9 protein-coding genes are annotated in these 12,258 nt (G+C 66.7%); 2 read left to right on the top strand and 7 right to left on the bottom strand.

Features of this window, described 5'->3' with window-relative positions:
* The 7 genes from EJO69_RS08225 to EJO69_RS08195 are packed head-to-tail and all read right to left on the bottom strand — an operon-like array spanning position 1 to position 9,401.
* Positions 1-960 carry a D-alanine--D-alanine ligase family protein gene (locus EJO69_RS08225; protein ID WP_126040910.1) on the bottom strand — a complete coding sequence of 320 codons (960 nt, stop codon included), beginning with the start codon at positions 958-960 and terminating at the stop codon, positions 1-3.
* A 13-nt stretch (positions 961-973) separates the two neighbouring features.
* Positions 974-2,305 carry an aminotransferase-like domain-containing protein gene (locus tag EJO69_RS08220; RefSeq protein WP_126040908.1) on the bottom strand — a complete coding sequence of 444 codons (1,332 nt, stop codon included), beginning with the start codon at positions 2,303-2,305 and terminating at the stop codon, positions 974-976.
* Positions 2,306-2,329: 24 nt separating this feature from the next.
* Complete coding sequence (locus EJO69_RS12775; protein ID WP_164519913.1) at positions 2,330-2,629, bottom strand: thioredoxin family protein; 300 nt, start codon at positions 2,627-2,629, stop codon at positions 2,330-2,332.
* Positions 2,619-3,551 (bottom strand): thioredoxin-disulfide reductase, encoded by a 933-nt coding sequence (gene trxB, locus EJO69_RS08210; RefSeq protein ID WP_126040904.1) that lies wholly within the window; start codon positions 3,549-3,551, stop codon positions 2,619-2,621. Before trxB ends, EJO69_RS12775 begins: the two co-directional genes overlap by 11 nt.
* Before the next feature lie 10 nt (positions 3,552-3,561).
* Entirely contained in the window at positions 3,562-6,879 is a 3,318-nt protein-coding gene (locus tag EJO69_RS08205) for a lipid II flippase MurJ (RefSeq protein ID WP_126040902.1), read from the bottom strand.
* Positions 6,880-6,882: 3 nt separating this feature from the next.
* Positions 6,883-8,886, bottom strand: coding sequence for a DUF6049 family protein (locus tag EJO69_RS08200; protein ID WP_126040900.1), 2,004 nt, complete (start codon positions 8,884-8,886; stop codon positions 6,883-6,885).
* A complete protein-coding gene (locus tag EJO69_RS08195; RefSeq protein WP_126042456.1) occupies positions 8,883-9,401 on the bottom strand; it encodes an NUDIX domain-containing protein in 519 nt (172 codons plus the stop codon). Before EJO69_RS08195 ends, EJO69_RS08200 begins: the two co-directional genes overlap by 4 nt.
* A 105-nt stretch (positions 9,402-9,506) precedes the next feature.
* On the opposite strand from EJO69_RS08195, the gene EJO69_RS08190 reads away from it, so the two are divergent.
* Positions 9,507-10,952: a CCA tRNA nucleotidyltransferase gene (locus EJO69_RS08190; protein WP_281272835.1), complete on the top strand. Its 1,446-nt coding sequence runs from the start codon at positions 9,507-9,509 to the stop codon at positions 10,950-10,952.
* Complete coding sequence (locus EJO69_RS08185) at positions 10,952-12,256, top strand: MFS transporter (protein WP_126040898.1); 1,305 nt, start codon at positions 10,952-10,954, stop codon at positions 12,254-12,256. The genes EJO69_RS08190 and EJO69_RS08185 overlap by 1 nt, the downstream gene beginning before the upstream one ends.
* Positions 12,257-12,258: the final 2 nt, after the last annotated feature.

Below are 12,258 nucleotides of genomic sequence, written 5' to 3'. Positions count from 1 at the left end.
TCAGAACGTGAGTGCGGCCTCGACGATTTGTGCATACAGATCTGTCGGGGCCATTCCGTTCTCCTCGGCGTATCGCGTAACGGCCTGTGGGAGGAGTGATGTCTGTGTCATTCCAGGTGCGGAATTGACATCGATGAACCACGGTGTGCCATCGGCGTCCACGATGAGGTCCGTGCGGGAGATATGGCGCAGATGGAGAGTGCGGTGGGCGGTCAGTGCTGCTTCCATACACCTGTCGAGCAGGTCGTCCGAGAGTCGGGCAGGGACGAAGTACTCCGACCGACCGGCGTTGTACCGGGCGTCGTAGTCGTAACGGCCGTTGGTGACGATCTCGACGGGCGGAAGTGCGAATGGTTCGCCCTTCTCGACCTCGATGACGGACACGGCCACTTCGGAGCCCGCGATGTACTTCTCGATGAGGACCTGATTGCCGTACGCGAAGCTATCGACCATCGCGCCGGGCAGGTCCTTCGCCTCCGAGACAATGCTGACACCGAGGGCGCTGCCTCCGGCCGCGGGCTTGACGACAACGGGGAAGCCGTAGCGGGCGGCGACGAGATCGAGGATCGCGGTTGCACCAACCTCACGGAAGAGGGACTGGGGAAGCGACGTGGAATCCGGCACCGCGATGCCCACATTCGAGAGGATCGTCTTCGCCACCGGCTTCTGGAAGCCAAGCCGGCAGCCGTGGGCGTTTGAGCCCACATAGGGCAGGCCGATGAGCTCGAGGAGATCCTGCAGAGAGCCGTCCTCACCCGTCGAACCGTGGATGAGAGGCCAGACGACGTCCGGTTCGATCGCATCCAGGCGCTGGAGGAGGTTCGAGTCGACATCGAGCATCTTGACGTGGAAGCCGGCCTCCGCGAGGGCGCCCGCAACGCGGCGACCCGAGTGGATCGACACGTCCCGCTCGTGGTTGAGTCCTCCGGCGAGAATCGCGACAGTGCGTGGTTGAGTCATGGCTGCTCCAGCTTCAGATGGTCTCGGTCGACGGATATTCAACAGTGGATCCCGGCGGTGTCCGGCGCTGTGCACCGAACATGTTGACGAGCTCCTTCTCTGCCTCGACGACGGTACCGAGGCGGCGGACGCCCTCACGGATGTTCTCAGGCGTGGGATAGCAGTAGGAGAGCCGCATGTAATCTCGGCCCTCGCCGTTGGCGAAGAATGCCGTGCCGGAGACATAGGCGACGCGGTGGGTGACGGCCCGTGGAAGCATCGCATGGGCGTCCAGGCCCTCGGGCAGCGTCACCCAGGTGTAGAAACCACCGTCCGGGACTGTCCATGTTGAACTCGGCAGATACTCCGCAAGGGACTCGAGCATCGCATCGCGGCGCTCACGGTACATGCTGCGGTACTCCTTGACCTGCTGGAACCAGTCGTAGGACTTGAGGTACTCCGCGATCGAGAGCTGTCCCATCATGTTCGGCGACAGAATCGCCGATTCCGCGGCAAGGACCATGCGTTGGGTGACGGCGTGAGGCGCAAGCGCCCACCCGACACGATAGCCGGGGGCGAAGATCTTCGAGAACGATCCCAGATAGACGACGGCATCGGGATCGAAGGTCTGAAGAGCAGGCAGGGGCTCCGAGTCGAAGCCGAGAAGGCCGTAGGGATTGTCCTCGAGGATGATGACGCCGTGGCGCCGACAGATCTCAACGACCTGGGGTCGCCGCTCGAGGGACAGTGTGACGCCCGCAGGGTTGTGGAAGTTCGGGACCGTGTAGAGGAACTTCACCTGCTTGCCCAGGGCCTCGGCGCGCCGCAGTGTCTCTTCGAGGGCCGAGGGGATGAGGCCGTGATCGTCCATGGGGGTGTGGATGACCTCGGCCTGGTAGGCCCGGAAGACGCCGAGCGCGCCCACGTAGGAGGGGGCTTCGGCGACGATCGCGTCGCCTGGGTTGATAAAGATCTGGGTCATGAGGTCGAGCGCCTGCTGGGAGCCCGTCGTCACGATGACATCGTCGGGATGCGCGTGGATGCCGTCATAGCGCATGACCTCGACGATCTGGGTGCGGATCTCCTCCTCACCCTGACCTCCGCCGTACTGGAGCAGCTTGGGGCCGCGATCCCGCAGGAGCCTGGCCGTCATTTCCGCAAGGAAGTCGAGAGGGAGACCCTCGATATTGGGCATGCCGCCGGCGAGGGACACGACCTCGGGCCTGTTGGCGACCGCGAAGAGGCTGCGCACCTCGGAGGCCCGCATGCCGAGCGATCTGTCCGCGTAGGAGGAGTACCAGGGGTCGAGCCGATTGCCGGCCGAGGCACGTGCCGATCCCGCGCTGCTGTCGGACGGATGTGCCATGTCTACTCCTCTGCTGGACCTGTTCTAGTCTGCCACCCCGGGGCCGTCAGGCGGGTGTACCGCGCCGATTGAACGGCGAAGGAAGCTCCGCAGCTCAGCTTTGGGCCTGGTCCCTGCAAGACTATCGCGAACCTCACCCTCACAGAGGACGACGACCGTTGGGAGAGACTCAACCCCGAACCTGTCGGCCAGGTCCGGGGTCAAGTCGGCATCGACGATCGATGCGGCGATGCCGAGCTCTCTCGTCACCTCAGAGAAGATCGGGGCTGCCTGATGGCAGGGATCGCACCAGGGAGCTGTGAAGAACAGGACCTCACAGTGCATCAAGGTAGGACTCGGCATCGAGCGCTGCCGAGCATCCCGTCCCGGCCGCGGTGATGGCCTGGCGGTAGCGGTGGTCGACGACATCGCCGCAGGCGAAGACGCCGGGGATCGAAGTCGCCGTCGTCGGCTGGTCCACGGTGATGTAGCCGTTGGCGTCGAGATTGATCTCGTCCTTGACGATGGCTGTGCGAGGGTCGTGGCCGATGGCGATGAAGAGACCACCGACGGGAAGCTCGCGCTGCTCACCCGTCTTTGTATCCGTCAGCGTGACCGACTGGAGGCGACCATCGGGCGTTCCATTGATCTTCGTGACGGCGCTGTTCCACGCCATCTCGACCTTCTCGTCGGCGAGCAGTCGGTCCGCCATGACCTTCGATGCGCGCAGCTCGTCGCGGCGGTGGATGACGGTCACCTTGGAGGCGAACTTCGTGAGGAACAGGGCTTCCGTGACGGCGGAGTCGCCGCCGCCGACGACCGCGATCTCCTGTCCCTTGAAGAAGAAGCCGTCACACGTGGCGCACCACGAGACACCCTTGCCCGAGTAGGTGGACTCACCCTCGAGGCCGAGCTTGCGGTACTCGCTGCCGAGGGCGAGGATGACCGCCTTCGCCCTGTGGTCGGCCGTGTCGGTCTTGATCTCCTTGATGTCGCCCTCGAGCTTGAGCTCAACCGCGTCCTCGAAGCGGACATCGGCGCCGAAGCGCTCCGCCTGCTCCCTCATGTTCTCCATGAGTTCGGGCCCCTGGATGCCCTCCGGGAAGCCCGGGAAGTTCTCGACCTCAGTCGTGGTCATCAGCGCACCACCCGCGTCGATGGCACCCGCCAGCACGATCGGGTTGAGCCCCGCGCGTGCGGTGTAGATGGCGGCGGTGTATCCGGCAGGGCCGGAGCCGACGATGATGATGTCGTGGATCTCAGTCATTGATTCCTCTTCAGCGAACAGTGATTTCGGAGATGTCGATGCGGAACAGTCCATCCGAGTTGGCGGTCGGCAGCTCGTCGAACCACAGAATGATCGTCTGAGAGACGACCGGTTCGGCTGCTGTCAGCACCGTCTCGGAGGACATGGCGGACTCCGCAAGGATCTGGCCCGAGTCGGGAGCGGCGTTGACGGTATCCCGCCACTGGACCAGCCCGCCATTCCCATCAACGGCGAGAACAACGTCGGTGATTTCGGTTTCCTCAGCGAGCGTAATCTCGAGGCCGATGCCGTCCTTGAGCCAGAAGCCCTGATCGGAATACCACCAGGACGACCACGACGTACCAGGATTGCCGTCGGAGAGATTCGGGATCGAGCCCGGGTTGTCCTGGGAGTCGACCGTCGTCGGATCGAGCTGTGCCGCCTGCGGGTTGAGGAGACTGATCGACTGGATCTGCGGATCCGGGTACTCGATGACCTCTTCCGTCGTCGGCTCCTCGGCCGGCGTCGGCTCCTCGCCGGTCGTCTCCTCGGCGGCGGCCGTCGTCTCATCGTCCGCGATCGTGACCGGGCTCGTGTCGCTCGTCAGGTAGCGGAACGCGAAGACGCCGATGAGGAGGACGAGGACGGCGATGATGCCGAGGAGGATATTCGACGAGTTATCGGACCGGTTATTGTCCTCCGGCTCGGCCGAGAGGGCGGTCCATGAGGAGGGATCGGAGGGCGACTCGGGGGTGCGCTGGGGCCAGACGGTTGGGGCCGGACGGATCACCGGGGCGGCGATCGGGCTGGCGACGGTGGCCTTCGCAGGCTGGACCGGCTCGGCGAACGGATCGGTGACCGCTGTCATCGCCTGCGTCGGCTGAAGGTCGGGCATGCTGGCCGCGTCGATGCTGCCCCACGGTGCGAGGGCCTTGATGATGCCGCTCGTCGACTGGGGGCCCTCACCGCGGCTCACATCGGCAAGGAGCGTCGAGATTGTCTCGTCACTGCTCTCCTCCGCGGCGCGCTGGAGAAACTCTGTCCGGTCAGCCTCGGGGGACTCCTCACCGAGGACGAGGGCTGCGAGGAGGACGGCAAGATTCTCGGCGTCCCTCCGGTCGAGCGCATCCGGATCGACGTCGGCGGCGTGTTCGCCGGCGAACGCGGCATCGACCCCGAGCCCGTCGACAAAGACCGAGCCTTCGGGGTCAAGGCGAACGAGCTCCTCGCGAAGGGTCAGGTGACGGACGCCGCGGCGCGTCCCCGCATCAAGCGCGCCCGCCGTCTCGCCGACGATCGCGCGCGCCTGATCCTCGGGGACGGGGCCAGAGGCGATGTACTCCGCCATCGTCGTCCCGGTCGGAAGCTCGGAGACGATGACGGATGCGCCCGGCATGTCGAAGATCGACAGAAGCTTGATGAGTCGGACGTCGTCGACGAGGACGCCCCGGCGGGCGGCATCCACGGTCGCCTCCCGCGTCGGCTGGTCGGTGGGCAGGATCATGAGGCGGACGTCCGCGCCGAGCACGGTGTCGACGCCCTGCCAGATCTCCATGCCGTCCGTCGACTCCAAGTGGTCCACGAGTTCGTAGCGATCGCGCAGCCGCCGTCCTGGCAACAGGTTCAAGGACACATTCACTCCGTCGGTCGAGGATCTCTCAATTCCATCCAGTGTAGTGGCTTGTGGTGATGGCCTGCGCTGAAGGCGCCGCAACACGCCCATGAGGGGCCGCATGAGGACCTGCAGCTCCGGCATCCTCCCCAGCCACATGATCCCCAGGTAGATGGCGGTGACGACGGGGGTGATGACGAGAATTCGGGCGACCGCCTGCGAGAACGTGAACTCGGCCGTCAGGGGGCCGAATAGCCGCAGGACCATGAAGCCTGCGGCGGTGGCGACGAGGGCCGCTGCTCCCAGCCGAGTGAAGGAGGCGAGGATGGTGTGACCGTCGATCCCGCCCAGGCGGCGACGCAGCTGCAGGAGCGCGGCGACGAAGGTGGCCGTGTTGGTGATCGCCATCGACAGCCCGACGCCGACGACGATGAACCGGGCGGGCAGGAGGATCGTCGAGAGGATGAGGACGGAGTGGAGGATGAAGAAGGGGATCTGGATGACGAACAGGCCCTTGGCATCCTCGAGGGCGTAGTAGACCCGTTGGAGGACGGTGAAGGAGCCGACGCCGACCAGTCCGAGCGACATGGTCAGGAGGACCGGGCCGATCGAGGAGACCTCCTCCCACGCCGATCCGGGGCTGATGATGCGGATGGCGGGGGTGGCGAGGACGGCGATGAGGGCGGTCGCGAGGAACGTGAAGACGGCGACGATGCGCAGGGCGCGCGACGTATCGTCACGAACCCCTGCGAGGTTCCCGCTCGTGGCCTTCTGGGCCATGCGCGTGAAGATCGCCGTGACGATCGAGACGACGACAAGGGAGGTCGGGAGCGAGTAGAGGCTGTAGGCGGTCGTGTAGGCCGCGTTGCCGGGTACTCCGAGCGCATCGAGCGGGCTCATCGTCGACGCACGCTGGGAGGCGACCGAGGCGACGTTCGAGATGAGGAGGGTCGGGATCATACCGGCACCCATTGAGGCGAGAACCCAGCCGCCCGATTGGGCGACAGAGCGCAGCCCCGCCCCGCGGAATGCGAAGTCGGGCTTGAGCCGCACCCCCATCCGATACAGCGGGATGAGGAGAATGGCGGCCTGGACGATGATACCGAGGGTGGCGCTGCCGCCGAGGATCGCGATTCGGCTGCCGTCCCACAGTGACGCGTCGAGAGCATTCTCCGGGGTCGTCGGCCCGTCGATGCTGAGCAGGGCCAGCATGCCGCCGATGGCGACGATGTTGTTGAGGACCGGGGCCCACATGAACGGCCCGAAGTTCTCCCGCGCGTTGAGGATCTGGCCGAGCAGCGTGTACATGCCGTAGAAGAACACCTGGGGCACGCACCAGTAGGCGAAGGCGACAGCCAGCTGATACCACTCGCCCTGGAGCCCCGAGGCGAAGAGCGTGACGAGGAGCGGGGAGGCGAGGGTGAGCACGGTCGTGATCGCGCCGAGGACGAGCACGCCGAGGGTCACCATCTTGTTGATGTAGGCGGCCCCGCCATCATCATGGCGGCTCGAGGCCCGGACGATGGCGGGCACGAGGACGGCGTTGACGACACCACCGGCGACGAGCATGTAGATGAGGGTTGGAAGCTTGTTGGCGATGTCGAACGCATTGCCTGCGGGGTAGTTGAGGCCGACTGCGATGCCGAACAGCAGCGGGGACCTGACGAGCCCGAGGAGGCGTGACACGAGCGTGCCCGCGAACATCACCGCAGAACTGCGGGCAATACCGCCAGCCACTGTCTACTCCTCCGATTCAAGGTCAGCCTCGGCGATGGGCGGGGTGCGGGTGCCGCGCCGGGCTGAGCGGATGATGCCGACGATGAGGATGAGGAGGAAGACCCCCGCGATGATCGCGGTGCCCACATTCTCCCAGTCCGCTCGTACTCGGATATTGATCTCGGTCCCGGTGCCGATGACCTGTCCAACGGGACCGAGGATATCGACCTGCGTGCTGACGTTGCCCGAGCCGATCGCCCGGACGGGGACGCCGACGGTCGTCGTCGTGTTCGGCTGGAGAACAGTTGACACGGGCTCGAACTGGAGTCTCCGGTCGTCGCTCTGCATCTCGACAGCGACCGTGATCGGGACTGGCAGAGACGAGGTGACATGGACGGGGAACTCGGATGCGCGGGAGATGAGATTGACGGTCGATGAGGGCTGGACTGCGAGCTGTGAGGTCAGCGTGTCCGCAAGCTCGACGAGGTCGTTCGTCCGGCGGTCGAGCTCCCGGGGAGGGAGTGATCCCGATCCGACCACGCCGGCCGTCGCGGCGACAGCGTCGCGGAAGAGTCTCGGCTGCGTCGTGAGATCCCCGATCGTCGTGACGAGACGGCCCGCCTCGTTGATCGAGGGGACCGCCGCACCGAGGGCGCCCGTCTCGGCGTCGGCGCTCGTCAAACCCTCACGGTCGAACGGGTCGAGCGGCAGTCGTTCGATGTCGGATGCCGTCCCGCCCTCGAGCCACGAGCTTCCGTTGAGCGACTCGATACTGTCATTGATCGCGGCCGGGTCCGTCCCGCGGGGCAGGAGCAGGGCGAGCGGTCGGTGGTCGTTCGGGCGCTCACGGTAGTGGATGGCGGTGAGGGCGACGAGTGCCTGCCGGCGGTCGAGGTCCGACAGATCCCCCTCGCCCGACAGGAGGCGCGACAGCTCCTCATCGGCGACGATCGCCGGGCTTCCGTCGATGACGGCATGGGCGGAGGGGGTCCAGTTGAGCGGCTGGCTCGCCGGCACATCGGAGCCGAGCACCGCGAGGACCTCGGCTCCGTTCTCCAATCCGAGGGCGGCGACCTCCGCGGTCGTGGGTGCCACCAGCAGATCAGTCCGGGCCGTGATCCCGCGCTCCGCCAGATCCGCCCGCGCGCTCTCCATCTGCTCGATGTGGGGCAGGAAGAGGTCGTCTGCGGCGGTCTCCGCCCAGGCGGAGAGATCGGCGTCGAGTGCGGGCAGGAGGGCCAGCTCGTGGCCGTCGCCCGAGGCGAAGTCATCGAGCGCCTCTTCCGTCTCGTTGACCGTCCCGTAGGAGGAGGCCGCGAAGGAGGAATCGAGCGCGAGGGTGATGCCGGGGCTGGTGAGGGACTCGATGTCGTCAATGACGCGGTCGGTCGCGGACTGGAGGGCGGCGCCGATCGGGTCCGGCAGATCCTCGCCCGGCTCGAGGGATCCTTCTCGGAGCGCCGTCACGGACTGGTCGTAGCGCTCGAGAGAGGTCGGCACCTGCTCGAGCTCCTCGGCTGAGACCGTGATCGGGACAATCGCCGTGAACGTCATCGGCTCCAGCTCGAAGGAGGGCTCGGTCGTGAGGAAGGTCCGGTCGACGATCGTCTCATCGTCGACATTGACGCTGGCCTGGACGCCGCGCGGACCCCACGAAGTCGCGGTATTGCCCCACGTCAGCACGTCCGAGGGCAGGTCGATGTCAAAGGTTGTCTCCCCGCGGGGCAGGTCAACCGTGCGGCGGTCGAGGGTGAGCATCTGCGCATTGATCGTCTCGTCCGCCAGCCAGGAGGTCACGGTCGAGCGATAAAGCGGGACAGAGGCCTGGACGGTGAGGTCGAAGGGCACGTTCTCGATCCGAGAACCCGGGTTCGTCACCGTCACGCTCACCGGGAGTGAGTCGCCCGCGCGGTGAACGGGGGAGATGTCGGTGATCTCGATCTCGATCGGCTCGGCGCTGCTCGCCGCGGCGGGCGGAGCGGCACCGAGCAGTGCGGCAGCGCAGACCGCCGTCAGCAGCCGTTTCACGCTTTCCCTGTCAGCACATCCCGGGCGAGCGATGCGATGCGGCGCTCGTTCGGATAGGCGAGGCGAGAGGCGACCTGGTCGAGCCGGATCCATGCGACGTCCTCGGCCTCCTGGTCGGGATCGTTCTCCGTCGTCAGCTCGCCGGAGAGGGCCTCGAGCAGGAAGTGATGAACGACCTTGTGAACACGCCGATCGGTGCCGGAGAACCAATAATCGATGGTTGCGAGGTGGGTGAGGATCTGTCCGAGGATGCCGGTCTCCTCGTGGATCTCCCGAACCGCGGCCTCCTCGGCCGTCTCCTCGCCCTCGAGATGACCCTTGGGAAGGCACCACTCGAGGCGACCGGCCCGGTTGCGGCGAGCGATGACCGCGACCCAGGCGATGCCCTCGACGGGCTTGACGACAATCCCACCGGCCGATGTCTCATTGACCACAGGCAGATAGGAGCGGCGGGCGCCGATTCGGGTCGCCGGAGCCGCACGGCGCCACGGCTGTGGGCCGCGCGGTCGAGGCATCGGGTCCGGCATCGGCATACTCTTAACTGTAATAATGTTCGCGCAAGTCTATCCCAGCAGGCACGTCACGGCGTGGCCCTGCCCCAGTTAAGGACGTGACAGAAGGTGTCCAACCCTCAGGAAACCGCGCGCCGTCTCGGGGTCGCACAGGCGGCCCTCACGCATCTGCCGCCCGCAGTCATGCGCCTCTCCAAGCGCTTTGCGGAGGCGGGCCACGAGTTCGCTCTTGTCGGCGGGCCGGTGCGCGACGCGTTCCTGGGCATCGCCGCGAACGACATGGACTTCACCACGTCTGCGCGGCCGGACGAGACCCTCGCCCTGCTCAACGCGGCGGGCGCGACGACGTGGGATATCGGCCGGGAGTTCGGCACCATCGGTGCGTCCCTCCACGGCCTCACCGTCGAGGTGACGACCTACCGATCGGACGAGTACGACCCGGATTCCCGCAAGCCCCAGGTCGCCTTCGGCGATACTCTCGAGGGGGATCTCACACGCCGGGACTTCACGGTCAACGCGATGGCGGTGCGCCTGCCGTCGCTCGAGCTCGTCGACCCCTGCGGTGGCCTGTCCGACCTTGTCGACGGGCTGCTCCGCACCCCGATCGACCCGATCATCTCCTTCTCCGACGATCCGCTGCGGATTATGCGGGCGGCCCGGTTCACGGCCCAGCTCGGTTTCGACGTGGACGAGCCGACCATGTCGGCGATGTCGGAGCTCGCCGACCGGCTGTCGATCGTTTCAGCCGAGCGGATCCGCTCGGAGCTGGAGAGGCTCATGATCTCCCCCCACCCCAGGCGGGGCATCGAGCTCATGGAATACACGGGCGTGGCCGAGCTGGTCCTGCCCGAGGTTGCGGCCCTCAAGTCGACGGTCGACGAGCATGGGCGGCACAAGGACGTCTACGAGCACACGCTGACCGTCGTCGACCAGGCCATCGAGCTCGAGACCGACGCGGACGGCCCCGTGCCGGGACCGGACTTCGTCCTCCGGTTCGCGGCGCTCATGCATGACGTGGGCAAGCCGCCCACCCGCCGGTTCGGACCGGGCGGCAAGGTCACCTTCCATCAGCACGACATCGTCGGGGCGAAGATGACCCGCCAGCGCATGCGGGAGTTGCGGTTCGACAAGCAGACGATCAAGGACGTGTCCCGCCTCGTCGAGCTTCATCAGCGCTTCCACGGGTACGGCGAGGCGGTGTGGACCGATTCGGCGGTGCGCCGCTACGTCAATGATGCCGGGCATCTCCTCGAGCGGCTCCACAGGCTCACCCGCGCCGACAGCACGACGCGCAACCAGCGCAAGGCGATGAGGCTGCAGGCCGCCTACGACGATCTCGAGAACAGGATCGCGGAGCTGGAGGAGAAGGAGGAGCTCGCCGCCGTCCGCCCGGACCTCGACGGCAGTCAGATCATGGAGATCCTCGGACTCGCACCCGGGCCGGCAGTCGGCAGGGCCCGGAAGCATCTTCTCGACCTGCGGATGGAGCACGGTCCGCTCGACCCGGACGAGGCCGAGCGGCGCCTGCGGGAATGGGCGGAGGAGAACCTCTAGTGGCGGTCCTCGCCGACCTCAGATCCCTCCTAGTCCACGACGGCTTCAGGCGGCTCTTCCGCGTCCGCCTCATCTCCCAGTCCGGGGACGGTATGTTCCAGGTTGGTCTCGCCACCCTCTACTTCTTCAACCCGACGACGATGACGACGGCCGCCGGCGTAGCGGCCGCCTTCACGGTCCTCCTGCTGCCGTTCACGATCGTCGGCCCGTTCGTCGGCCCCCTGCTCGACCGATGGAGCCGCCAGGCGGTCCTCTTCTGGGGGAACGCGATCCGGGCACTGCTGTGCCTCATCCTCGCCGCGCTCATGTTCACGGGTGCAGGCTTCCTCCCCGTCTCCGTCCTCGCACTCATCACCCTCGGCATCAACCGCTTCCTCCTCTCCGCGCTGTCCGCGGGCCTGCCCCACGTCGTGCCGCGCAGGCAGCTCATCATGGCGAACTCCATCGTTCCCACCATCGGGGCCGTCGCCACGGCAGTCGGCGCCGCCCTCGGCTTCGTCATCAACAGGCTGACCCCGGAGGGGGCAGCGCGCGACGCCTCGGCGCTGGTCGTGGCCGCGCTGCTTCTTCTCGGCGCCGTGTGGGCCGCCGCGAGGCTCGGCTACCGCGAGCTCGGCCCCGATGACCGAGCCGAGGTGCCCCTCGGATCGCAGGTCATGGCAGTCTTCGAGGAGCTGTGGCTCGGCGCGCGGTACCTCGCGATGCGCGGCACTCCCGCCCACGCCCTCGTCGTCATGGCGGTCCACCGCTTCCTCTACGGCGTCAACTTCATCGCCCTCCTCCTCATCTCCCGCAACCTCTTGACAGACCCGGCTGATCCCGATGCGGGCCTCGCCATGTTCGCCCTCCTCGCGGGACTCTCTCTCGCGGGCAACGGGTCGGCCATCGTCCTCACCCCGATTGCGCATGAGCGGATGCGGCCGTGGCAGTGGATCGTCGCCTGCCTCGGCATCTCCACCCTCTCGCAGGCCATCCTTCTGGCAACCCCAACCCTGCCGTGGATCGCCGTCGCCGCGGTGCTCATGGGGCTCGGTGTGCAGGGAGCGAAGATCGCGGTCGACACGATCGTCCAGCGGGACGTCGTCGACGGCTACCGAGGCCGGGCCTTCGCCCTCTACGACATGCTGTACAACGCGGCCTTCGTCGGCGCGGCGGCACTTGCCGCCCTCATCCTTCCCGACACGGGCTGGTCGAGAATCAGCTTCGCCTCGCTCGTCCTTCTCTATCTGCTGCTGGCCGCCTGGTACACACATGCGACGAGAAGGCTGAGCGGCATGCCGCGCCCGATCGCCCAGCCCGGCTGACC

The organism is Flaviflexus salsibiostraticola (assembly GCF_003952265.1).
GTDB classification, from domain to species: domain Bacteria; phylum Actinomycetota; class Actinomycetes; order Actinomycetales; family Actinomycetaceae; genus Flaviflexus; species Flaviflexus salsibiostraticola.
The sequence above is the reverse complement of the archived record's forward strand: the minus strand, read 5'-3'. Positions and strand labels throughout refer to the sequence as shown.

Bases quoted from the DNA above. Each gene is read 5' to 3' on its own strand.
- EJO69_RS08225 (WP_126040910.1), bottom strand. From the start codon at position 960: ATGACTCAACCACGCACTGTCGCGATTCTCGCCGGAGGACTCAACCAC.
- EJO69_RS08220 (WP_126040908.1), bottom strand. From the start codon at position 2,305: ATGGCACATCCGTCCGACAGCAGCGCGGGATCGGCACGTGCCTCGGCC.
- EJO69_RS12775 (WP_164519913.1), bottom strand. From the start codon at position 2,629: ATGCACTGTGAGGTCCTGTTCTTCACAGCTCCCTGGTGCGATCCCTGC.
- trxB (WP_126040904.1), bottom strand. From the start codon at position 3,551: ATGACTGAGATCCACGACATCATCATCGTCGGCTCCGGCCCTGCCGGA.
- EJO69_RS08195 (WP_126042456.1), bottom strand. From the start codon at position 9,401: ATGCCTCGACCGCGCGGCCCACAGCCGTGGCGCCGTGCGGCTCCGGCG.